Here is a 23,940-nt window from a genome sequence, read left to right on the forward strand (position 1 = left end):
AGAGGGTGCTAGGCTCGCCTATGAATCCAAATCAGCGAGAGACGGATTTGCGCTGCCTTTTTCGCTTATAACGCATGGAGCTGCCTCGGCGAATCCGTTTGCCGATCTTTCTCTGCCCCCTCCTTATTACTCGCTTCAGAGGTAGAAATGAGGGGTGGTCATGCCGAATTTCCAATCCCGCTGGATATGCGAATAACCTTCGCTCCGAGACAACAAAAACATCGGACAAGCGGAATCCGCATAGCTTAAACGCATTCGGCGAAGAGAAAGGCCGTTTCGCGCCCATTTCCAGCAGATACACGGACGGGGTTTGCTTTCCCCGGTATAAACGGTTAGGTCTCAAAGACCTTATGCGGGTTCTATGCTGGCCAGCCATGGCTGCCAACGGACCGAGTTTGCCCAGAAACGAAGCCAATCTGCCGCGGTATGCGTCTATTCCGAAGTACTGCACGACCCGATCGACATCCACGCCTGCTGGCAGCGTCTGAAGCCCTCCCTTTACCGTGCTGACCAGACTGTCGATATCTCCTTTATTTGCCAGCATGCTCTCTTCGCCTGCCGCCTTTAATACTTCTTCCAATCCTCCAGAACGATAGGCGACCGTTTTCTTCCCGAATAACATGGCCTCTAGCGCGATCATGCCGAACCCTTCATCGATTAAGCTCGGCACCACCACGAGATCCATCAGCGGGTACAGGCGCTCTAGATTATATTGGAAGCCCAAAAAACGGATGCGGTCCCGGAATTCCGACTGTTCGACCAGAGACAGGCAGTACCGCTCATAGTCGGCATCTCCAACGGAACTGGCGATACATAGGAAACAAAGATCCTGACGCTCGGCACAGAGCCTTAAAGCCATGAGCAGAAAATGGTCGAGCCCCTTTTCCCGCTGCATGCCGGCCGAGATATAACCGATCAAGCGGCTGTAGACAGGAAGCGACATTGTCAGCTCCTCGCTTGCCGGAGCCATCGTCCGCAAGCCCGGCTCACTGACCGGAGAGGACGGCGGAAGGAGCATCAGTTTCTCATCCGGTACGATATTCCGGAACAGGGCGAGCGTATGATTGGAAACCCCTATAATGAGGTCGGCATACCGGTGGATAAAATGAGCGGACTGCAGGGCTGCCGGATGCTCATGGATTTTTTCCATGATCGTCCAAACGACCGGTATGCCCAGCGCTTTGGCCGCCATAGCAGGCAGCGCATTCACGCAGGTGTTCACGATCACGATGTCGGGTCTGTGAAGCTGAAGCAGTTGAATGAGCATGGCATGCTTTCCGCTACCTAAGATGGCGGCTTCCGTTTGCGCAAGCCCACCATCGGGGCGGTAGATCGACCATACTAAAGAGAATGGTTCGATCAGGGTTCGGATCCCATTTGCTTCGGCTTCCCGCCGCAAGATTCCGTCCTCAGGTACGACCAAGGTGCAATCCGCGTGATGAGAAAGCTCCTTTGTCAGCAAAGACAGATATTTTTCCCCGCCTGTAATGAATTCTTTTCCGCAGATATGGGAGAAAAGCATAACCTTCAAGCGGGTTTCGCCGGCCTCTGCTCTTGGAAGCTTACTGACGGGCCGGCGAGCCTTCGCTGCGGATTTTTTTCGATGCTTGCGCGTACTGTTTCTTTTGCCGGCAGCTGATTTCACGCTCATGAATTCCCCTCCTGTTGCCGGTTCATCGCATGAAGTTTTTTCAGAACGTCGACATCAGGCAATTGGTAATCGACCGGTACTGACGCGATGATTTTTTTCCACACGCTCGGATCAACCTCAATATCCCGCTTAGCTCGCGGCTTATGAAACAACTTGGCATATCGATGACCTGAAACTCTTTTCGGTGTTTTGTCAGCCTTAGTTTTTCTGGGGGCTGACTTAAACAGCGTATTGAAGATAGCTGGACGTTTGGCCGAAGAGCTCGTTTTCGTTCGAGATCGCACGCTCATATGCTGCCTATCCTTTCTCTTTTCCGAACCAGTGCCTTTTCGTAAACCGCATCTATCCTGGCCATCATGACATCGAGCGACCATCGCTCGTATCCGGCATGTCTCGCCTGCGAAGAGATATGATTGCGAAGCTGTTCATCGCTCAAGAGCAATAGCAAATGTTGATAGAGCTGTTCGTCATTTTCTACCGGAAACACCAATCCCGTTTCTCCGTGGGTTACCATTTCGGGCATGCCCCCCGCATCCGATACAATGACTGCCGTTCCGGCCACTTGCGCTTCCATGACCGCGTACGGGTGATTTTCCTGCAAACTCGGAAGGACAAAAATATCGGATTGCCTAAGTAGTGCCGGCACATCGCTGCGCGTACCTAGAAACATGACGTCTGGCTCTATGCCATGCAGTTTGACAAGCTCGCGCAGATTAAATTCCGGCCCGCCGCTGCCAACAAGCCAGCAAACCCAATCATCTCTCATCCGTCTTAATTTGGCTAGCGCCCGTATTAAATACTTATGGCCTTTGAGCGGATCGAAGCGTGCCGGACATATAATGACCTTCTTCCCGGAAGCGGGACGCAAATCCGTTCCGCCAAGCAGTTGATTCGCGAATCCATGTATATCGATGCCGTTAGGTACGACATTGAGCTTATCGACCGGCACCGCAAATTCGCCCGCCATCTTATCTTTCATCCACTGTGTCGGCAGCGTGGCCGCATCCGCGCTGTCCAATCCAAGCTGTTCGCGCTTCACCGCATAGTGCCATAACCGCTCTCTGCGTTCCGAGTCATTCAGGACCCCTTGTCTTTTCAGGGAAAGAAACCATTCGCCCGCCAGGTACCCGTGAATGGTGGTAACCAGCGCGGTTTGCGGCCTTCTAATCCGAGCCAAAGCCCGTGCGGAGATGACATCCTGAGCGTGAATGAGATCATAGGAATCTACGCCCAAATAAGCCGCTCCTACTTCATAACAATACTGCTCCACCTCAGCGTCCTGAACAAGAGGATCCAAACCTGACAGACTCTCTTTGAAATAAGCTTTTACGTTGGAATCCACTAGAGAATAAACCGATGATCGCGGTAAATGCCGATTATGGTTCAAAATGGAATACCCGCTGCCATCCGGATACCGGCATAAGATATCGACCTTATGGCCGCGTTGTTCAAGTCCCAGCTTCAGCTGACGAATATAGAGATCCACGCCCCCGATATGAGGCAGACCCCAGAAGGTTGCCAGAAGTATTTTCATGGATTTCGTCCTTTCAGATACAGGTTTCCTTCTATCTACAGGCCCATCTGTTTGCAAAGGTGACGAAGATCGGCGATCGATACGAATATGTTGTCAAGACCCGCCCAGTACCACGGAATCCCTTCGTAGCTCGGAGGCCGGGAGCCGACTCCGATATACTCGAAATGCTGGAGCCCTCCGTAACCGCAAATGCGTTTAATATCGTGCACAATGAAATTTGGAGAAAAAAATTCAAGCACCTTGGTTTGGGAGCTGCAGAAGGTCAGATTCGTCAGCGCGCTTCCGGTAGGCGCAATCACATGGCTGGCTTCAGAGAACAGGTTGATTTGATCTCTGACCGACAAGTGTTCCGGATAGACGGTCTCAAACCCATACGATTGTAAAACCCGAACGACCTCTTCTTCATTCGTTATTGTTCTTCCGACCGAATGCCCGCGGCTTACATACAATCTTCTAGAAGGTCTGGGCTCGTGAGGGAGGAATTCGCTCCGCAAGAAATGATAGCACCATTTCTGTCCAAATCCGATCGAGGGGACGAGCAGATGGTCCGCTTCGATATGAAACTGCCTGTTGCTATGAATCAAGCGGTCCGCCGTGATGCCAAGCATCCCCAGTGTTTCATACTGAAAGGGCTGAAGATGTTCGCTTACGATGTATCTATCCACCGGTATCCTGCTGCACCAAAGCGTATAGATCCGGGGCAATACGTCATACATCCAATGATAATAATTGGAAGAGCCGATTTTCGTAAGGACGGCTATGTTGCCGGGTACATATTCGGTCGGCGGTAAACTTTGCTGGAGAAAAATCGGATGCTTGTGCGGATCATTGCTCCAATCATACGAAGTCTCCCAGATCAGTACGTTATTGGGGGAAATCACCGTTCCGTCATCGCCAAACACCCTGCCTCGGGGAATCCTGGCTACAAAGGTTGGAAACTGAGCGTCGACTGCGATCGGGTAGTATACATCCGATAAGGCATAACCCGAGCTGTCGGCCCAATCTTTCATCCAGAAATAATAATCCTTTGGCCTGTCACTCATGTGGAATACCTCCTCTGCTTAGATCTGGATGAACCCAATCGGTACTAAGAAAATCCTCCAATGCCGTTTTCCAATTACGCATATGCGGAAACCCATTGATCTCCAGCACATGATGGCTCAATGCCGAGTGCTGCGGCCTGGGTGCGGGGAGCACGAAATCCGCGGATTTCGTTCGGGTCGGAAGTAAATCGTATCCGGCATTTTGCAAAATCTCTTTGGCAAAATCATAGCGGGAACAGCAGCCGCTATTGGAAACGTGATAGGTTCCGTACCGCTCCGTCGTGATAAGCCGCCCGATGCATTCCGCCAAGTCGAGCGTATAAGTGGGCGAACCGAATTGATCGTCAACCACCTTGATATCCTGCTGATTCTCGGCTTGCGATAAGATCTTCGTCACGAAATTGTTTCCGCAATTGCTGTATAGCCAAGAGGTGCGTACAATGAAATGCCGGGGGCAAACCGCCCGAACAAACTGCTCCCCTAACAGCTTCGATTTGCCATAAATGTTGAGGGGATTGGTCCTGTCCGTTTCGCCGTAAGGCTCCCCCTTGGTTCCGTCAAACACATAATCCGTACTGACATGCACGAGCTTTGCGCCGGCTTCCTCCGCTGCAATCGCCAATTGGCTCACTCCAAGCGCATTGATCCGGTAAGCTTCCGCACTATTCTCCTCGGCTTGATCGACCTTTGAGTAGCCCGCCGCATTGATCACAACGTCGGGCTTCAACTCGTTGACTGTCTTCTGTACAGCCCGTATGTCGCAAATGTCCAGCTCCTGCCGGGTAAGAGGCGTACATGCATACGTTTGCCCGAGAACACGAAGCAGGTCTCGTCCGAGCTGCCCGCCGGCACCGGTAATCAAGATGTTCATAGGTCCCTTCCTTCCCCTTTCGGATGCTGCGATCTGTGTTTATGGCTTCTCATATCCGGTCAACCTTAACCCGGCTTCCAGCAGCGACTGCTGCGTTCCGGCATCGGTCCACCATCCCGACAGATGGCTGTATCCCAGCCGTCCTTCGCTTGCGTAGACGTTATTCACATCCGTTATTTCCAGTTCTCCTCTAGTAGAAGGCCTCACGCTGCGAATGATGTCAAACACATCGGATTCGTACAAATACATGCCTGTCACGGCATACTCGGAAGGCGGTTGTTCCGGCTTCTCCAGAATTCGCGAGATCCGGCCGTTCTCCAGCTCCGGCACTCCGTACCTACGGGGATCCGCCACCTGTTTCAAGAACACCCATGCGCCTGATTCGTTGGTTTCGAAGTCTTTCACAGCAGTCTTAAGAGAATCCTCGAACAGGTTGTCGCCGAGCAGAACCAGCAGCTTCTCTCCCGGTCTCACGAACGACTCCGCCAACCCTAGCGCCTGCGCGATGCCTCCGGCCTCCTCCTGGACTTTGTAGCTGACCTGAATCCCCCAGGGTGCCCCGCTCCCAATATAGTCGACGTATAGACCGGCGGATGACTTCCCTATGACTAGCAAAATATCATCGATACCGGCTTCAGCCATTTTATTAAGCGCATAGTGAATCATCGGATAATTGCCGACGGGCAGCAAATGTTTGTTGAGGATACTCGTCATTGGCCGCAGACGTGAGCCAGTTCCGCCTGCCAAGATGATGCCTTTCATCGCGGTGCTCCTTTCTATCTCGAAATGCAATGCTCGCAGAAATGCCATGATGCTATGATATGCACCCTCTTAGAATGACTAGTGGACGATTACCTTCCCTGTACAAAATTGGCTTACGCCCGTAAGGCGAACGTGCGAAAAAACGGCTGCAATGTGGCAGCCGCTTCTTTAGCCAGGTGATTAAACCAAAGTAGATTGATAGATGTCAGCTATGAAAGCAAGTCCGGCCGGGTTGTCCGGGCCATTGCTGCTATAGTTGACAGCCGTGAAGGAAATGACGAAGAATATGTCCAGCGAAACGCCGACTGCAACACCGAGGTTTGCCGGAATGGTGTAGAACCGCACTTTTTGCCAGCCAAACGGCGGTGAGAGCTCCGTCGTGCCGGTGGCTAATGGCCCATCTGCTAGTGAAAAATTAAGATTCGTTTGAGTTGCAATTAGGCCAAGCGTTGCCGCATTATAGGCACTGATTGTTACTTGGTGAGCATTGTCGCTAACAACGGCCAAAGCAATGAGATATTCGTTTCCGAGCGCTAACGATAAAGGAATCGAATTGGACCTAACGGCAAAACCAAACGATTCGCCGGGATCTGCCGGCGTTTCCGACCATACGTAGACCGGATTCGATACAGCGTTAAAAGGATTGTTGTTATCGTTATCATACTTGTTGATGCTTGGCCAAAATGGAAACGGGTTGGATACGGCTACCGTATTGCCCGGATCGCCATCAAGTGCGTTGGCAATCGCTGTCGCCTCGTTAGCGGCAAAAACGACGTTGGAGGTTTGGCTAGTAATTCTTTGTCTTCGGGTTAATGGCAAAACAGATGCCTCCTTTAACATGAATTAATTAATATCCAATGAGTGTGCAATTGAATACTAATCATGCTAGTAATATATGAGATCGATACAAGATTGACAGGGACATGTATACATTTTTTAAACGATTTACTTATTTTACTTAATTTTCCATTATAATTATCATGATGTGTTCGACGCTTGGGCGTATCGTCGGGAAACTGTACCCAATCAACTCTATTTATTTTGAGTAAAGTAATAGAGACCAAGATTTAAGTCGAAAGTGAGAGGGGCCTCGCCAGCTATGCTTAAAGTCAGCTGTATTTTAACGAGTTATAACCGTCCCGTATTTATCAGGGAAGCTATTACGAGTGTATTGAACCAGACGTATCCGCATTGGGAATTGGTGATCGTAGATGATAACTCGAACCGGGAAACGCTCGAAGTCATTCATTCTTATGCACGTGCCGATGCTAGAATCCGAGTCATCCAATCCGGTGTCCGCAATGAAGACAGACCTAAAACGACCCGTTATGCCACGTGCATTAATCTGGCCATCCCTCATTTAACCGGAGATTTGGTTACGTACCTCACGGATGACGATATCTATTATCCTGAACGATTTGCGAAGATGGTAGAGACGTTTGAATCGAATGAACACATTCATGTCGTCTATGGAATGCAATGCTTCGCCGTAGTGGTAAATGGCCAAATCATAAAAAGCGGGATTAGACCTTTAGTAGGCATAACAAGAGAGCCCGCCGCGAAAATCGATCATAATTCGATCATGCATCGAAAATCTTGTTTCCAGCTCATTCCTCGTTGGATCGACGACCCTTCTATTTGGGCTTGGGCGGATGGGGTATTTTTTCAACAATTAGCTATCCATTGGGACTTTCATCCGATCGATTTCGTCACTGACGAGCATCGCTATCATGACAATTCCATTCAAGCGAAATACAACCGGCATGAACAGGTGTTTTCAGGCAACGCTGAACATTGGAATACTTTTTTGCAAAAGCGGAACTTCGTCGGATCATTTTTCGATTCGCTGTTTCGCAAGCAGGATAAAGAATAAGCTGCCGAATGATCGGCAGCCTGTTTTTTTGTTGTATGCTTTTTTGCTTACCCTATCGCTTAGTCTTATAGAACTCATGATACAGCTTCATCAACGCCCGTTTCTCGATACGCGATACGTAGGAACGCGATATCCCGAGCTCCTTGGCAATTTCCCGCTGCGTCCGTTCCTCGCCGCCGGTTTCCAAGCCGAACCGCGCAACGACGACTTCCCTTTCCCGTTCGTCCAGTATATCCAGATTGCGATAAATCTTCGACTTTTCAATGCTCAGCTGCACCTTCTCGACTACTTCGTCTTGATCCGTACCCAAAATATCGATTAACGAGATCTCATTGCCTTCTTTATCCGTGCCGATCGGATCATGGAGGGAAATATCTTTGCTGGACTTCTTTTTGGAACGGAAATGCATCAGGATTTCATTCTCGATGCAGCGTGCGGCAAAGGTGGCCAGCTTCGTTCCTTTATCGGGCGAATAAGATTCAATCGCTTTTATCAGCCCGATCGTCCCGATCGAGATCAAATCCTCCGTGTCTTCCTTCGTATTGTCAAACTTCTTGACCACATGGGCGACAAGACGCAAATTATGCTCAATCAGTATATTTCGAGACTTTTGATCCCCGCTTGCCATCAGCTGGATATGCTTCGCTTCTTCTTCCTCCTGCAAGGGCTGCGGAAAGGCGTTGTTCTTAACGTACGAAATGAGAAGCGATAACTGCTTAATGAACAGTGCGACAGCAGCAAATAATCCCGGCATCCAGATCCCTCCCGAATGGAATTTACATCGGATCGCGTTCACAACGTGTTGACGATATGCGCAACCAGACGAAGGTTATGCTCGATGAGCAGATTTCGGGAAACCTGGTTTCCCTCTGCCATAAGCTTCAGATGCTTCAACTCATCCTCTTCATGCAGCGGCTGAGGAAAAGCGTTGTTCTTGACATAGGAAACAAGGAGCGACAGCTGTTTGATAAACAAGGCGAGCGCCGCAAACAATCCAGGCATCGTAAAAGCCACCTCCATACGATTTCGCCGCTAACGGGAAAAGGGGTCAGGCTATGGTTACGTTCCCATTAATGACCAAGAAGACTGTGTTACAGTGTATGTGGGCGGCGGCCTAGAAGTGCATGTACGGCTTGATTCGAATGGACGAAAGGACAAAAAAAAGGACTTGTCAGCTTAATGACAAGTCCTTAGCGGCTTAGGATCGATTCGCGATTTCTTCCAGCGTTACCGGACGGTTCTCCCGCATCGATAGATAGGCGCCGAATACCATTTGCATCGTCTTCAAATTGTCGGCGACGCTGTTTTCCGGCTGGCGTTCTTCCTCCAGCGCGCGCATCAGCTCGCCCATCGTTCCCATGAACGCATGCGGGAACCATTTGCCGTGCAGCTTCGGCGTAAACCAGTAATCCTCGTGGATCGCTTTCGTATGGTAGCTGAGCGTATCCTCCCGGCCGACCGGATAATTGTAGAGCGATCCGTTCGTCCCTTTGATGATGCCCTCCGTACCTTCGAAGCGGTAGGTGGCGTACCAATCGTCCTCATCGGCGATATGGTTGTGATTATCATGAATGATCCCGCGCGCCTCTCCCGGAAACTTGATATGCAGCAGCGTCCGCGTCTCTCCGACCGTGCGCTGTCCCGGAAACCGCGCTCCGTCGGCATACACGTACTCCGGCGTGCCGAACAGAAAGCGGATCGCGTCCATATAATGAATGCTATGGTACATAAATTCCAGCGTCGGCATTTCCCGCAGCCAGCCCCAGTTGGCAAAGTCCTGCTTCACGTTCACCTGGATCGAAGCCTGCAGCAGCTCGCCGAGCCAGCCGCGCTTGATGATGGTGTGGCTCGCGCGAATGCCCGGCGACCACCGCATCTGCTGGTTGACCGCGCCCTTGATGCCGTAGCGCTCGCACGCTTCGTGAATGCGGACGGCCTCCGCATACGATTCCGCCAGCGGCTTCTGGCATAGAATATGCTTGCCTGCGGCAGCTGCCCGCTCCGCTATCTCCGGCTGGATCTTCGCCGGCACCGCGAGATCGGCGATGACGACTTCCTTATCGGCAAGAAGCTCATCCAGCTCCCTGTATACTTTCGGAATGCCGTACTTAGCCGCAAGCTTCTCCGCACGCTCAGTATTTACGTCATAGATGCCAACGACGCGAAGACCGCCCATTTGATAGGCCGGCAAATGGCAAGCATCCACAATCTCTCCTGCGCCGATGATGCCGATGCCCATTTCCTTATTCGCAGGCAGGGCTGGCCGATAGTCCAGATCAAGCCAATTTTCTTTCAACGCGCTCACGCCTTGCGCACCCCCATTCGCTTTTTACAAGCTAGGCCCAATACGGTTGATGCTGAACTCTTGATGGCCCAGCACCTCGGCTTTGGTCCACTTGCCTTCGGCGACCTCAACGATTTCCTGCCACACGCGCTCGCCGGCCCGTTCCAGGCTTGCCGTGCCGTCCAGCATATCGCTGACGTCGACGTCCATGTTGTCTTCCATCTTCTGGAACGTCATTTTGTTGCCCGTAATCTTGATGACCGGTACGACTGCGGCGCCTGTCGGCGTTCCGCGGCCCGTCGTGAAGCAGACGATATGCGCGCCGCCCGCAGCCATGCCCGATACGCATTCGATATCATTGCCCGGCGAGTCCATGAAGTAAAGCCCATGCTCGGGAATCGACTCCGCATATTCAATTACGCCCTTAATCGGAGCCTTGCCGCATTTGCTGATACAGCCAAGCGACTTCTCTTCGATCGTGGAAAGCCCACCCGCAATGTTGCCCGGGCTCGGATTGCCGCCGCGCATGTCGGCGCCCATCCGCTCCACTTCTTTATCGAAACGGCTGACCATGTAATACAGCCGGTCGGAAATCTCCGAGGTTACGCAGCGCTCGGCGAGCAAATGCTCCGCACCGATAATTTCCGTCGTTTCGCCGATGACGATGGAGCCGCCTTCGGCAATGAGCGAATCCGCAGCGGCGCCGAGCGCCGGATTGGAAGCCAGGCCGGAGGTCGCGTCGGAGCCGCCGCATTTAACGGCAACCTTCAACTTATTCAGCGGAACAGGCACTTTCTCCTGCTTCTCCAGCTCTGCCATCATTCGTTTCGCCAATTCCGTGCCGTAAGCGATCGCCTTCACGGAACCGCCGATCGACTGGATGTCGAACACTTCGACCGGCTTGCCGGTCTTGCGGATCTCCTCCGCGAGCGCGATCGGATCGACGACCTCGCAGCCTAGGCTGATAATAATGACGGCGCCGACGTTCGGGTTTTTCCCGGTTCCGGCAAGCACTTCAAACGTACGCGTCTTGTCCGCGCCGATTTGGCTGCACCCGTGCTGATGCGGAATGGCAACCGTTCCCGGTACCATCTGCATAATCCGGCTGCATACCTGGTTGGAACAGATGACGGTCGGAATGATCAGCAAATGGTTGCGGATCCCGATCTCGCCGTTTGGTCGTTCATAGGCCATAACCATTCTGCTCATTGCGCTGCCTCCTTCGTGCCCAAATCTCCGCGCCCGCGGATGCCTTCAATGTTGTGGACATGCACGTGGCAGCCCAGCGCGATCGAGTTTACGGCCCGGCCGATCACTTCTCCGTACTTGCGGACATCCTGTCCGAATGCGATGTCGGCAACCGCGACTTTATGGCCGAACGGAATAGGCTCGGCAAGCGTTATCATTTGCAGCCCGGCCGCATTGCGGTAATGAATCGATTCCCCTGCTTGCATATCGCGAAGCGCGGTTGCGACATGATCGCGCTCGTCCATGTACAACGCGTCTGCGCCTGTTTCAATACGGTGTTCCACAGCAGTTCCACCTTCCAGTTGTCAGAATGATCATATAGCTCTATTATAAAAACAAAGAAACAGTAGAGAAATAATCAATTCCGCTGGAAATATACCTTTTTTTGAACTAATCACACTTGGTGGAGGTGCTTTCGCGCTATGAATCCGCTTCGCAAGCATTTTGATCCCGACACGCCGCTCCCGATCGAGCTCGTGCTGCGCAGCACGAAGAACCTGCAGTCCGAATTGCCCGACCATCTGCACGATTGGCATGAAATCATCTATGTGCACAGCGGCGCCGGCTCCTTCTTCATTAACCATTCCTTCTATGAAATGCAGGCCGGCGATCTCTACCTCGTTCCAGGCAATACGATCCATCGCACGTTCCCGCATTCGGAGGAGCCGATCACGTCCTCCGCCATGTTCTTCAGCGGCCACTACATCCAATCGTCCGCAATCGGCAAAGACGCCTACTCCTTCCTGCGCTGCTTCGATCTGGCGAAGTCCGGACGCAATTACCGGATCGAGCTGCTTCCCGAGGAACGGGCCCGGATCGAGTCGATCATCGATGAAATGAGCGAGGAGCTTCGCATGCGTCAGCCGGGCTACCGGCAAGCGGTGATGCTTCTGCTGCAAACCGTCCTGCTTCATACGAACCGCAAAATGAACCTCGGCGAGCCAAGGCAGCCGCCTGGCGGCTCCCGCCCGCTTTGGCTGCAATCGGCGCTCGACTTCATCGATGCGCATCTGGTGGAGAGCATCAGCTTGTCCGCGCTGGCCTCGCGCGCGGCGGTCAGTCCATCGTACTTCTCCCGCATGTTCAAGCAGCTGACCGGCATGAACGTGACGGAATATATCATTGCCAAACGGATCATGCATGCCAAGGAGCTGATCGGCGGCACCGATCATACGATTGCCGAGATCGCCAATCAGTGCGGCTTCGAGAGCCTGCCGCATTTTTACCGGATGTTCAAGAAGTTTTCCGGCAGCACGCCGGCGCACTACAAGCGCATCGATGTGCGGGGCTTGTAGCCGGCAGTAAAAAAGCTGCAGCTCGTGAGCATTCCGCTCCCGAAGCTGCAGCTTTTCTATTGCAAATCAGCGGGGAATACCAATCCCTGCTGTCTTCTCGCCTCATCCAGCACCTGCATCACCGCTAGCGAATTCGCATGCGAGTTGAGCTTGGATTGCCGCTCTCCGCTGCGAATCAGCTCCATGAACTCCTCGACCTCATAACTCATCGTATGACGATCCGTCGGCCTCGAAACATCCTCTATACGGCCATCCCGGTAATGGATCTGAACCTTGCGAGGGATATTGATGCTGTCGATCGTCATCGTTCCTTCTTCGCCTTGAATCTCGGCAAGCAAGGACGAGTTCGAAATTTTGGAGTACATGATCGATGCTTCCATCCCCGGGTATTTCGCGATCAGGCTCCCTTGCCCGTCAACGCCGGATTCCAGCATATACCCGCTTGCCCGGACTTCTTCCGGCTTACCGAAAAGCACGATCATCGGGAAGACGCAGTACACGCCCAAGTCCATCAGCGCCCCGTTGGAATACTCCGGCTTAAACGCATTCAAGACTTGTCCCGCGCGATAAGCATCGTAACGCGAGGAATATTGGCAGTAGCTTGCAAAATAACGGCGTATCTTGCCCAACTGCGGCAGATTCGCCGCCACAGCCTGAAAGCCTGGCAGCAGCGTGCTCTTCATCGCCTCCATGAAGACGACATCATACCGCTCCGCCGCTTCGATCATCTGCTGCAGCTCGCGGGCATTCGAAGCCGCCGGCTTCTCGCACAGCACATGCTTGCCCTTGCTCATGAAGAGAATCGCTTGCTCCGCATGCGTGGATGTCGGCGATGCGATATAGACCGCATCGATGACATCGCTTGCCGCCATGGCCGCCGCGTCCGTGAACGTATTCGGAATGCCGTGCTTTCCGGCGAAAGCCGCAGCGCGTTCCTCCGTTCTGGAATAGACGGCGGTAAGCGCGAAACCTTCGATTTCGCCAGCCGCTTCAATGAAATGATCCGTAATCCAATTGGTGCCGATAACGCCAAATCTAATCATAAAGGCAATCCTCCGGGTGCTTGTCATGTATCCCTATTGTAGCAAGAAGCACCGGCTTTAAAAAGGCAGACGCAAAAAAGCCTTATTTTCCAAGCCGCGAATCGGCGCCGTCCACGCTTCGTGATCGGCCGTTGCGCCGAAAGCGTCCTCCACCATCTGAAGCTTCGCATCAAGCGAATCGATATAGTGCAAGGCAACCGCTTCGGCCAACTGCGGCTGAACCGGACTTCCCCACTCACCCAGATTATGATGGGAGAGAACCAGATGCTGCAGCGCCATCATCCGTTCGGAATCCGGGTCGATGCCGAGCTTAATCGCAGCTTCCGCGATCCATAGGGAGGCTTGCGAAATATGACCGATCAATTTGCCCTGATTGCTGTAGTCCGATACGATGCCGAGCTCGGATACCATTTCCGCCGGTTTGGCGATGTCGTGCAAAATAATGCCGGCTTTCAGCAAATCCGCATTCAAGAACGGCCGCTGCTTGCAGATGAATTCGCCGAGCTCCAGCATGCGCGAAATATGATAAATTAGTCCCGCATAATAAGCGTGGTGGTGCGACTTCGCCGCTGGCGCAGAGATCAGCTTATCGCCGACCTTCGCAATGCAATACTCCACCACAGCCCGTATGTCGCGGTCCGTTATGCTCTCTTTGGTCTGATGAATGCCTGCCAGCAATACGTCCGGCGCTACGGGCGCCGACCGGACAAAATCGTCCAGACGTACCCCGTCGGTCTCCGTCGTTTTGCGGATCCGGACAATCTTGACCTGCAGCTTCTCCCGGTACAGCTGCGCAACGCCCTGCACCTTCACGAGCGTAAGCGGCGTAAAGTTTTCTTTGTCCGCCGGCGTAGCATCCCACAGCTTCGCCGCGACGTGTCCGCTGGCATCCGACAGCACCACGTTCATGAAGTCCTTCGGAGGCGTCGCGTTGGTTTGCTTCACTTCACACTCTTTAATGAGATAGAAGCCGACAAATTCTTCGCCGTCCCGTATATCTTTGACAATCGTCATGCACGTTTCCCTCCACCCATTCGACAACAAGTCTCTTAGATGTTCGAGAAGGATACGGTAAAATCCTCTTCGCTGTCAGCTGAACGGTAAGACGGCACGCGCTCTATACTCCTGCGGCGTCATATTCGCATGCGCTTTAAAGAGCTTGATGAAATGCGGCACGGCCTGATATCCGACCGACTGCGCAATTTCATAGATTTTCTTGTCGCTGCTGCGCAGCAAATACGTCGCCAGCTCCATTCGGTAGCGCAAAATATAATCGCTTAAGCTATTGCCCGCTTCCGCACGGTAAACCCGCGACAAGTAGGCCGGGTGCAAGCCGACATGCTCTGCCACGGACTGCAAAGACAAGCCGTCGTTCATGTGTTCCTCCACGTACTTGTGCACCTTGTCGACGAGTCCTAACTTCTGCTTCTCGGCCTGCTCGCCGAACAATTCTTGGATGCTTCGCAAGAAGAAGAACGCCCACTTCTCCAGCTGAGCCAATGAGGGTGCCGCCGGCATGAGGCCAAACGTCGATCCGCCAAGCTCGCGCAGCAGCTTCCCTTTCTTGTGCGCCATATATTGATAAGCGCCGGCAATGGCGAAGTAGGCTTCATTGGCGTACTCCGGCGGGTAATGCACGCTTTTCAACTCATCGAAAATAGCGCCAAGCTTCTTCTCCGCCCCGGCCCAATCTCCCGTATCGAGCAGATGGAGCAGCAGCGGCGGTTTATACAGCGAAATCATGGTTCCGATCTCCACCCGCTCCGGCTTTTCATTCACGCGCAGAAACACGCTGTGCCGCCCGTCCTCGATCCGCCGGATCCCGTTCACGATCGTCCGGTAGTGCTCCGGAAGCCCTTCCGGAAAAGCGGCGCCGCTGGCGGCTATCGCGACGGAAAGACTGCCGCCCAGCAGCGACTCGGCCTTTTTCTTCAGAGATGCCGCGAGTCGATCCAACCGGAAGCGATCAAAGCTTGCAGAAATGCCTGCGCATCCGGTGTCCTGCTCAATAGGAGCGGCAACGAAGACAAGATATTCGTTCTGATCGAGGCAAGACCAAAGATGAAACGCATCGCGAACGACTTCCTCCGCCATATTCACGACCGCATATTCGATTAACGCACGATCTACCCGTTTATACGCCTGCAGCCGTCCTTCCAGCCGGACAATGAACATGCCCGCTTCCAGCCGCGGAGAGAATGGCAGATCAAGCAGAGACAGCTTCCGCGCCAGCTCCGCGGCCGGAATGCGCTCATCGCACAGTAGCCTGTTCAGCAGCTCGCTGCGGAGCGCCGGCAGGCTCTCGCGGAAGGCATACACGCTTCTCTGCTGCTGCGTATGCTCTTTTATTTCTCCCTCGATTTCGTCGATCAGATTCCCCAGCATGGAGCGGAGCTGTTCCGGATTGACAGGCTTCATCAGATAGCCGGACGTATTGTAAGGCACGATGCTTTGCGCGTATTCGAAGTCGGCATAGCCCGATAGGACGATGATTTTCACCCGCCCGTTCGTCTTTCTGATTTCGCGGATCAACTCTATCCCGCTCATCTCCGGCATGCGGATATCGGAAATGATGATCTGAACCGGATGCTCCCGAAAAATGGCCAGCGCCTCTTCGCCCGAGTACGCTTTATAGATACGCCCGATCCGAAGCTCATCCTTCGGAATCGTCGCAGCAATGCTGTCCACCTGTGATGGAATATCGTCGACAATAAGCACGTCAAACATGGGAATCGCCACCCTCCGTGACAATAATGAGCCCTACGCGAAGTCCTCCTAGTACCGAGTGATCCAAGTGGAGACCGGAAGCCGGGCCAAAATAATGCCGGAGCCGCTGGTGCACATTCCACAGGCCTAAGCTGTTCGCCGCGCTTGACTGCTGAAGGGAAGCGCGCAGCGACTCCAGTTTATCCGGACGCAGTCCACAGCCGTTATCATCGACCATAAACGCGTAACCGGATGCCGTGCGGCTGCCGGTTATGACGATATGGAACTCGCCTTTCTTGCCCTCCATGCCGTGCACGATCGCGTTCTCGACTAACGGCTGAAGCAGCAGCCGCGGCATGAGCAGCTGCATGAGGCCTTCTTCCAGATGTTCATCGTAGCGAAGCCGTTCCGACTGCATCTTGTGTATTTCCAGATAATTTCGGATCAGGTCCATCTCTTCCGAAAGCAGCGTAAGCTGCTGCTCTGTTCGCGTCGTATAGCGGTAATACTGGCTTAAATGCTGCGTGAAGGCGACAATCGCCTTCGTCCGGTCCAGCTGCGCCATACTTTGAATATAGGCAAAATTATTATAGAGAAAATGCGGGTTGATTTGCGCCTGCAAATGCTTGAGCGAGGATTCCTTCGCACGAAGCTCTTCCCTATATACCTTATCGATCAACGTTCGGATTTCGTCTGACATCAAGTTAAACTGCTCAATCAAATATTGAAACTCATTCCTCGGGTCGCGCTCGATGCGATGGCCGTATTCTCCCCGGCGCAGCGACCTGACGGCACGGATGAGATCATAGATGGGACGCTGGACGTTGCGGTACAGAAGCGCGGCCGAAGCCACCCCGAGTAGGAGCACGAGCAAGCCGGCTCCATAGAAAATTTGCTTGCTCTGATCGATCGGCTGCAGCACCTTCTTCAAAGGGACAAAGTCGACCAAATACCAGTCAAGCGCCGCAGATGCCGCATAATTGACGAGATACGGCTCGTCGTGAAACGTGATCTTCACGGAGCCTTCTTCAAAGTGCCTCATCCCCGCGAACTGGCCGGTCATCTCTTCAATCAGCTTTTGATCCGAGTCCCGTGTCTTGATCGGCTCGAAATCCGGGTGATACAGGAACGGCATGCCGCCGCTGCCTGCCATGAATCGCTCCAGCATGTTGACCAAATTGTCCGAGGAGAAGGTTACCTCGACATACAAGTTCGGATTTTTCGGCTTGCTGAGCGGGGTAAAGGGCAAAATCAAATGGCGCACGAACGCCTGCTCTTCTCCCCTTTCGGTCTGTATAGCCCGGTAATCCCAATAGTCCTGTACAGCGTTAGCAAAGTAAGCCTCATCGTACTGCTGCTGCAAATTCGTCGATACGGCTACGCCTGAGGACGGCGAGTAAATGGTCAGCTTGTTGCTCCAGGCAAAGGTGGTCGACTGCATATCGAGCTTCTCAAGCAGCAGCTTCTTCGCTTCGAGCGAGGAATAGGTCGGTGCAATCGAAGAGCGAAACTGCAGCTGCACGACATCCGGTTCTCTCGCGATCACGAAGGCCGCTCTCCATAGCCGGTCGACCTCCGTATCCATCTGATCGACAAAGAAACGGAGCCGGTTCAGGTTCACCTGAAGCAGCTCTCGTTCCACGACGCCCGTACTTATTTTGTTGGAGGAATTGTACATCATCACGATCGGCACCAGCATAAGGACGATCACGATCATAACCTTGGTAAAGATGTTGACTCTGCCGCCCGGCATTACGACTTCACCGAGCCGAGCACGATTCCCTTCACGAAATATTTTTGCAGGAACGGATACACAAGCAGAATCGGCAATGCCCCGATAAAAATTTGCGCCGCTTTCACGGTCCGGTTCGAGAAATTAGCGATCGATTCGGCCGATACGCCGATTCGCGACAAGTTATCGCTGACGATCATGGAATGCAGGTACGAGGCAAGCGGATAGCCTTCCGGCTTGGACATATAGATGACGCCGTCAAACCAGGAATTCCAATGCGAGACCATCGTGAACAGCGACAGCGTTGCGATCGATGGCATCGAGACGGGCAAATAGACGCTCCAGAGCACGCGCAGATGGCCTGCGCCGTCAATATAGGCGGCTTCTTCCAAGTCCTGCGGAATCGTCCGAAAGAAGTTGAGCATCAGAATCATGTTCCAGACGCTTACTGCCCCCGGCAAAACAAGCGACCAAATGGTATCGAGCAGATGCAGCTTGCTAATTACGATATAGGAAGGGATCAATCCGCCCGAGAACAGCATCGTAAAAACAAAGATCCACGTATACACTTGACGGCCCGGGAATCGAATGCTTGTTTTCGATAAGCTGTAAGAAGCCATCGTAATCACGGCCATGGAGATGATGGTGCCCAAGATCGTACGCTCTGCCCCGATCCACATCGCAGTAAGAAATTTTTCGTTATCGAGCGTCTTGGCATAGGCATCGAGCGTGAAGCCGACCGGCCAGAAATTGACGATATTGGCTGTAGCCGCAGCCCGTGAGCTGAAGGATACCGCAAGTACGTGAATGAGCGGCAGGATGCAGATTAATCCCAGCAAACTAAGGAAAACGTTGTTCGAAATCGCAAATGCAGCGTAACTTCGGGAGCGGAATTTCATCTTCGGTCCTCCTTAGAAGATGCGGTAGTTGGCTAGCTTGTAAGCCAATCTATAGCTGATAATGATCAGGATAAAGCCGATTACCGACTTGAATAGCCCTACGGCCGTGCCAAAGCTGAATTGACCGTTATTCAATCCCACCCGGTAAACGAACGTATCGATGATGTCGCCATGCGAGTAGACAAGCGGATTGTACAAGTTCAGGATTTGGTCGAACCCGGCATCCAGAATGCGTCCGAGCGACAGCGTAGCAACGACGATCACGATTGGCATAATGAGTGGTACCGATATGTGAATGACTTGCTGCCACCGGGTGGCCCCGTCAATTTCTGCCGCTTCATACAAAGCCGGGTTGATGCCGACGAGCGTAGCCAGGAAAATAATCGCCGAGAAGCCGAATTCCTTCCACACATCGCTGATGATAACCGTAAGCCGGAACCACTGCCCATCTCCAAGGAAGAAGATGCTTTGCCCGCCGAAGGCATTGATGACCCGATTGACTATGCCGCCATCCGTCGATAAGATGTCGATCATGATGCCGCCGAGAATAACCCAAGACAAGAAATGCGGTAAATATACGAGCGTTTGCAAAATCCGTTTAAAATACGTTTTCACGATTTCGTTAAGCAGCAATGCAAACACGATCGGCACAAACAGGTTAATGACCAGCTTGAACGAGGCAATGATGAGCGTATTCCAAATGACCTGCTTGCTGTCCGGATATTCAAACAGCGTACGGAAGTGAGTCAGCCCTACCCAGGCGGACTTCTTGATGCCGAGCCATGGCTGATAATCCTGAAATGCGATCACTACCCCGAACAGCGGGATGTATTGAAAGATGATGCATAGAATTAGCGCAGGCAACACCAATAAATGAAACGGCCATGTTTTTCTCCAATATGACGCCACACTGCATCCATCCTTTCGCATAGAAAAACGGAGGAGCGGCGACAGCTTGCAGCAGCCTCTCCCCCGTTATAAACCCTGTCACCACATGTTGTTATTGACTTTTGCTGTACCATTCGTTTACTTCTTCGGTAATTTTCTCGCCGCCGTTCTCCAGCCATTGCTTAGTGAATTCATCGAAGTAATCGAGCGGCTTCTCGCCGTAAATGATCTTCAGGTAGCTTTCCGTGGCCAGCTTCTTGAGCAGCTCGCCCTTGGATTTCATCGTTTCCGTCATCGGACCCGTGAAGTAGTTTTTGCCTTCCTCGATGCCTTGGTTCATCCGTACGCCGGCTGCGGTAATTTGCTTCTTCACCATCTGCTTCACGTCGAATTCTCTTGTCGTCAGCGGCTCGGCATTCGGATCGGCAAGGAATTTCTTGATCGGCTCATCATTCGAGAACGGAATGGTCGTCGTGCCGCCCAGAATGCCGTTTGCGATCATAAAGCGCATATCCATCCGGCTGCCGTCTTTAAGCGGCCATTTGTCTTCCGGAACGCCGGCTTCCTTGTAGTTGCCCTTAATGATTTTGCCGTCGAGATTGACGTAATCATAGCCCTCGTGGTAACCGTCCTTGAAGCGCGGATCGAAGTACGGATCGCCCTCTTGCTCCAAGTTTTTCGCGAAGATTTTATTGAAGTAGGCGAACCACGCTTCAATGCCCTTGAAATCTTTGTTGAACATCGTGAAGCCTGCCGTAATGGACTTCTCTGCGCGGCCCACAAGGCCATCAGGACCCGCTGGCAGCGGGAACGGCTGGAAATCCGCTTTCGGATTCAGTTTTGTCGCGTCGTTCAGCGGCCAGTCGCCCATCCAGAAAGGTCCGAACATCACGCCCGCCTTGCCGCTTGCAGCCATTTCGGAAGCTTTCATTGGGTCCTTGATGCCGGCTTCTTTATCCATGTAGCCTTTGCTCATCCAGTCTCTCATCGTTTCCAAGTATTTCTTCGCATCCGGATGAATCGCGCCATAACTCAGCTTGCCGTCGTCGCCCTTATTCCAATAGCTGCGAACATCGTATGTGTTGATCATTTGCTTCGTAAATGCGCTGACGATCGCATCCGTTTGCCCCATCCATGTCCACGGGCCTTCTTTCAAAGGTACCGCCAGTCCGAACGTGTCCGCCTTGCCATTGCCGTCCGGATCATTTTCCGTGAACTGCTTGAGAACGTTTTCAAGTTCAGCAATCGTTTTAGGCGGCTGCAGGCCAAGGGTATCCAGCCAGTCTTTGCGAATCCACATGACTGTGCCTTCATCCCCCATGAAGAAGCCCGGGAGGCCGTACAGCTTGCCGTCGCGCTTCACTTCGCCAAGCGCATAATCGTATTTCTCGAGGATTTTCTTAAATTCCGGATGCGCGTATTTCTCGATTGCTTCGTTCAGCGGCATGACTCTGTCCGCGTCAATGAGGTTTTGCACCGAGTCTCCTGGTGCTCCGAATACGTCCGGCAGCTTGCCGCCGCTGGACAGCAGCAGACGAATTTTCGTATCGTAATCTTCCGGCTTCGTAACGATGAAATCGAACTTGATGTCAATCCCCATGTTTTCTTTCATCCAGCGAAGATGCACGTTGTCTTCCATGGACTCGCCAGGCTTGAAGGCATTGCCTCTGGAGGCGCCATCATCAACAACAGCAGTCGTAATCGTAATCGGAGGATCGAATTTTTGCTTATAAATCTCATTCGGCGGCACATCGGTCTTCGTCGCACCGTTGTTTGCGGCTTGATTCGCAGCCGCGTTGTTCGTCTCGCCGCTATTGTTATCGGAACAAGCAGCAAGCGTCGGCAGCATGCCGATGACGAGCGATAGCGTAACCCCTTTAGCCAGCTTCACATACCGTTTCATGTTCTACCCCTCTTCTTTATTGTGGTGGTACAACTGTAATTATATCGGCGTGAAGTTTTGGTTTATATATTCCATTGTTTACTTCATATCGCAAATTGTACATTGACATGGAAACGCAAAAAAACCATGCACGCATGGTGAAACGAGCGGCATGGTTCTGCTTATTGGGCTGCTATAATCCAGCTGATACCGGCTGAATCGCCGCGCTTTTCCTGGCATAGCCGATGATCATCCATACGCTTATGACAAATGACAGCGCGATGAACAGCAGCGGAATTTTGGCATTGATCCCATAGGTCCAGCCCCCAAGCAAGCCTGCCGGGAACGTAAAGACCAGAATCAACACACCGAGAATGGAAAATATTTTGGCTCGATTATGATCGTCTATCGCATTCTGGATCGATGATTCCAAATAAGGGCTCGCGAGCAGCCCTCCTATTGCCATCATCACCGTACTCGCGATCGTCGCGGCAATATTCCCAGGCCCGATCGTAAGCAAAATAACAAATGAAAGGGCAGAAAGAATAAAACCGCAAATCATATAACGGTTAGCAAGTCTCTCCTGCAGCCTAGGCGTAACCGAAAACAGAAATACAAGCATAGCTGCGGACGAGATTGCCGGGAAGATGGAAATCACCGAATCGCTAATGCGTAAAGCATCGACCCAATACACGGACAAGTAAGTCGTGCGCAGCGTCATTTGAAAATTAAACAAGATGTAGACGCCAAAAATAATCATCAGCGGTTTATTGGCTAAGATGAGCTTCAGTACGCTTCTGTACTCGGCTATCGTATCTTTGAGACTAAGCTCGGAGCTTTCTTCCATTTTTTTCAGCCCGATTTCGGTTTCGTGGACTTTAAAATGCCTCAGGACCATCATCAGGGTCATCCCCGCGAAAGCAATGACATACATGATTCGCATGGCGGGAACAAGCGAGAATTGGCTGACGAACAACCCGCCGAGCGGCGCGAACAGCCCTCCGATGACCCCGATGAACATTAAGATCGTGAATACGATCGAACGGTCCTGCGGGTCGGTGTCTTCAACAAGCAAGCAGTACCAGGCGGTGGTCGGTACCCGCTGGAAGGCGTTCACGATCGCCGCGATAAGGAAGAACCAGAAGTTTTGCGATATGGCCCAGATTAACGCGGCGGCGCTCCAGCTGACGAGGTCGTACACGAGCAAGGCGCGGCGGCGTCCCATTTTATCGGTCAGATGTCCGCTGATCAGCGCGGTAAATATTTGTACGACCATGCCGATGGACGTGACGAGTCCGATCTGGGTTTCATTGAGACCCAGCTCGAGCATATAGATCGATGCGTAGGTCATGTACATGTTAAACGGAATAAGAAAGAGCGGTTCATAGATCAGGCAGCTTTTAGCGTTTCCTTGAATCCTTCTCCACACGCGCGGCATCCCCTAGTTTAGTTGATTATTTTTCAGTCAGTCCGTATTTGTTCAGTTCGCGCCCCAGCTTGCCTGCCAGCATATACCCATACATGCGAAAATCCGCACGCAGCGACCATGCCGGATGCCCGAAGGTTGCCGGCTTATTGCCTTCGATAAAGAAATGGCTGAACCACGCGAGTCCGTACGCTATGACCGGCGCAAGCAAGAAAATCCACCATTTGAGCAAAAAGCTTGCCAGCACGCACAGAATCACGCAGGTCGTGCCGACGAAATGCCACGCCCGGGTCGTCGCTTTGCTGTGCTGGGACAAGTAGAATGGCCAAAACTCTTCATAGGATTGAAAGGTCTTCGTTGTTGGTTGCTGCGTCATCGCCCGTTAATTCCTCCTGTATGATGGCTTTCTGCCATCTTTATATATTCGCAAGGAAGCGTGCAATTCCTTTGATCGGCATACAAAAAACCGACCATATATATGGTCGGTCATTTATGCTTGATGCGCGGCTTGCGCCTTGAAAACTGGATACGAACCTTTGCGAAGGTTTCTTGCTTAGCTGCTTATTCGAAGTATCTAGGATAAGCCCTCGACCGATTAGTATTCGTCAGCTCCACGCATTGCTGCGCTTCCACCTCGAACCTATCAACCTGGTCGTCTTCCAGGGGTCTTACTAATTGGGAAATCTCATCTTGAGGGGGGCTTCACGCTTAGATGCTTTCAGCGCTTATCCCGTCCGCACTTGGCTACCCAGCGGTGCTCCTGGCGGAACAACTGGTACACCAGCGGTGCGTCCATCCCGGTC

At 52.5% G+C, this 23,940-nt stretch carries 23 protein-coding genes and 1 rRNA gene; 2 read left to right on the forward strand and 22 right to left on the reverse strand.

Going from position 1 to position 23,940, the window contains the following annotated elements; genetic code table 11:
- Positions 1-31: 31 nt before the first annotated feature.
- The 7 genes from DL346_RS15790 to DL346_RS15820 all read right to left on the reverse strand — a co-directional run bounded on the left by DL346_RS15790 (position 32) and on the right by DL346_RS15820 (position 6,680).
- Positions 32-1,651, reverse strand: coding sequence for a glycosyltransferase family 4 protein (locus tag DL346_RS15790; RefSeq protein ID WP_112883013.1), 1,620 nt, complete (start codon positions 1,649-1,651; stop codon positions 32-34).
- Entirely contained in the window at positions 1,648-1,941 is a 294-nt protein-coding gene (locus DL346_RS15795) for a hypothetical protein (protein ID WP_112883014.1), read from the reverse strand. Before DL346_RS15795 ends, DL346_RS15790 begins: the two co-directional genes overlap by 4 nt.
- Entirely contained in the window at positions 1,938-3,185 is a 1,248-nt protein-coding gene (locus DL346_RS15800) for a glycosyltransferase family 4 protein (protein WP_112883015.1), read from the reverse strand. Before DL346_RS15800 ends, DL346_RS15795 begins: the two co-directional genes overlap by 4 nt.
- A gap of 35 nt (positions 3,186-3,220) precedes the next feature.
- Positions 3,221-4,228: a glycosyltransferase family 61 protein gene (locus DL346_RS15805; protein ID WP_112883016.1), complete on the reverse strand. Its 1,008-nt coding sequence runs from the start codon at positions 4,226-4,228 to the stop codon at positions 3,221-3,223.
- Complete coding sequence (gene rfbD / locus DL346_RS15810) at positions 4,221-5,099, reverse strand: dTDP-4-dehydrorhamnose reductase (RefSeq protein ID WP_112883017.1); 879 nt, start codon at positions 5,097-5,099, stop codon at positions 4,221-4,223. Before rfbD ends, DL346_RS15805 begins: the two co-directional genes overlap by 8 nt.
- Positions 5,100-5,138: 39 nt before the next feature.
- A complete protein-coding gene (locus DL346_RS15815) occupies positions 5,139-5,861 on the reverse strand; it encodes a sugar phosphate nucleotidyltransferase (protein WP_112883164.1) in 723 nt (240 codons plus the stop codon).
- Positions 5,862-6,041: 180 nt separating this feature from the next.
- On the reverse strand, positions 6,042-6,680 hold the full coding sequence (locus DL346_RS15820; protein ID WP_112883018.1) for a hypothetical protein: 639 nt from the start codon (positions 6,678-6,680) through the stop codon (positions 6,042-6,044).
- Between the two features lie 280 nt (positions 6,681-6,960).
- Here DL346_RS15820 and DL346_RS15825 point away from each other — a divergent pair, with 280 nt between their 5' ends.
- The gene (locus tag DL346_RS15825; protein ID WP_112883019.1) at positions 6,961-7,734 is read left to right on the forward strand and encodes a glycosyltransferase family 2 protein; all 774 of its coding nucleotides are present in this window, start codon (positions 6,961-6,963) and stop codon (positions 7,732-7,734) included.
- A gap of 52 nt (positions 7,735-7,786) precedes the next feature.
- Here DL346_RS15825 and sigK read toward each other — a convergent pair whose 3' ends face one another.
- The 5 genes from sigK to DL346_RS15850 form a co-directional block, all read right to left on the reverse strand.
- Positions 7,787-8,488, reverse strand: a complete 702-nt coding sequence (sigK, locus tag DL346_RS15830; protein ID WP_112883020.1) for an RNA polymerase sporulation sigma factor SigK — start codon at positions 8,486-8,488, stop codon at positions 7,787-7,789.
- Positions 8,489-8,526: 38 nt separating this feature from the next.
- Positions 8,527-8,736: a hypothetical protein gene (locus DL346_RS15835; RefSeq protein WP_420849566.1), complete on the reverse strand. Its 210-nt coding sequence runs from the start codon at positions 8,734-8,736 to the stop codon at positions 8,527-8,529.
- Positions 8,737-8,932: 196 nt separating this feature from the next.
- Positions 8,933-10,039: a Gfo/Idh/MocA family protein gene (locus DL346_RS15840; RefSeq protein ID WP_240633190.1), complete on the reverse strand. Its 1,107-nt coding sequence runs from the start codon at positions 10,037-10,039 to the stop codon at positions 8,933-8,935.
- Positions 10,040-10,063: 24 nt separating this feature from the next.
- Positions 10,064-11,227 carry a UxaA family hydrolase gene (locus tag DL346_RS15845; RefSeq protein WP_112883021.1) on the reverse strand — a complete coding sequence of 388 codons (1,164 nt, stop codon included), beginning with the start codon at positions 11,225-11,227 and terminating at the stop codon, positions 10,064-10,066.
- Complete coding sequence (locus tag DL346_RS15850; protein WP_112883022.1) at positions 11,224-11,550, reverse strand: UxaA family hydrolase; 327 nt, start codon at positions 11,548-11,550, stop codon at positions 11,224-11,226. The genes DL346_RS15845 and DL346_RS15850 overlap by 4 nt, the downstream gene beginning before the upstream one ends.
- 138 nt (positions 11,551-11,688) lie before the next feature.
- Between DL346_RS15850 and DL346_RS15855 the strand changes: the two genes are divergently transcribed.
- Positions 11,689-12,561, forward strand: coding sequence for an AraC family transcriptional regulator (locus DL346_RS15855; protein WP_112883023.1), 873 nt, complete (start codon positions 11,689-11,691; stop codon positions 12,559-12,561).
- A gap of 56 nt (positions 12,562-12,617) precedes the next feature.
- Here the strand turns inward: DL346_RS15855 and DL346_RS15860 are convergent, their stop codons facing one another.
- From DL346_RS15860 to DL346_RS15905, 10 genes are all read right to left on the reverse strand, one after another.
- Complete coding sequence (locus tag DL346_RS15860; RefSeq protein ID WP_112883024.1) at positions 12,618-13,604, reverse strand: Gfo/Idh/MocA family protein; 987 nt, start codon at positions 13,602-13,604, stop codon at positions 12,618-12,620.
- Positions 13,605-13,661: 57 nt separating this feature from the next.
- Complete coding sequence (locus tag DL346_RS15865; RefSeq protein WP_112883025.1) at positions 13,662-14,618, reverse strand: 3'-5' exoribonuclease YhaM family protein; 957 nt, start codon at positions 14,616-14,618, stop codon at positions 13,662-13,664.
- A 75-nt stretch (positions 14,619-14,693) separates the two neighbouring features.
- Complete coding sequence (locus DL346_RS15870) at positions 14,694-16,331, reverse strand: response regulator (RefSeq protein WP_112883026.1); 1,638 nt, start codon at positions 16,329-16,331, stop codon at positions 14,694-14,696.
- The gene (locus DL346_RS15875) at positions 16,324-18,063 is read right to left on the reverse strand and encodes a histidine kinase (RefSeq protein ID WP_112883027.1); all 1,740 of its coding nucleotides are present in this window, start codon (positions 18,061-18,063) and stop codon (positions 16,324-16,326) included. Before DL346_RS15875 ends, DL346_RS15870 begins: the two co-directional genes overlap by 8 nt.
- A complete protein-coding gene (locus tag DL346_RS15880; protein ID WP_112883028.1) occupies positions 18,063-18,941 on the reverse strand; it encodes a carbohydrate ABC transporter permease in 879 nt (292 codons plus the stop codon). The genes DL346_RS15875 and DL346_RS15880 overlap by 1 nt, the downstream gene beginning before the upstream one ends.
- A 12-nt stretch (positions 18,942-18,953) precedes the next feature.
- Complete coding sequence (locus tag DL346_RS15885) at positions 18,954-19,871, reverse strand: ABC transporter permease (protein ID WP_112883029.1); 918 nt, start codon at positions 19,869-19,871, stop codon at positions 18,954-18,956.
- A gap of 70 nt (positions 19,872-19,941) precedes the next feature.
- A complete protein-coding gene (locus DL346_RS15890) occupies positions 19,942-21,732 on the reverse strand; it encodes an extracellular solute-binding protein (protein WP_112883030.1) in 1,791 nt (596 codons plus the stop codon).
- A 172-nt stretch (positions 21,733-21,904) separates the two neighbouring features.
- Positions 21,905-23,149, reverse strand: a complete 1,245-nt coding sequence (locus DL346_RS15895; RefSeq protein ID WP_112883031.1) for an MFS transporter — start codon at positions 23,147-23,149, stop codon at positions 21,905-21,907.
- Between the two features lie 16 nt (positions 23,150-23,165).
- Complete coding sequence (locus tag DL346_RS15900; RefSeq protein ID WP_112883032.1) at positions 23,166-23,513, reverse strand: Mpo1-like protein; 348 nt, start codon at positions 23,511-23,513, stop codon at positions 23,166-23,168.
- A 199-nt stretch (positions 23,514-23,712) separates the two neighbouring features.
- Positions 23,713-23,940, reverse strand: a 23S ribosomal RNA gene (locus DL346_RS15905); the annotation flags it as partial.

This window comes from Paenibacillus montanisoli (genome assembly GCF_003268025.1).
GTDB classification, from domain to species: Bacteria; Bacillota; Bacilli; order Paenibacillales; family Paenibacillaceae; genus Paenibacillus_Z; species Paenibacillus_Z montanisoli.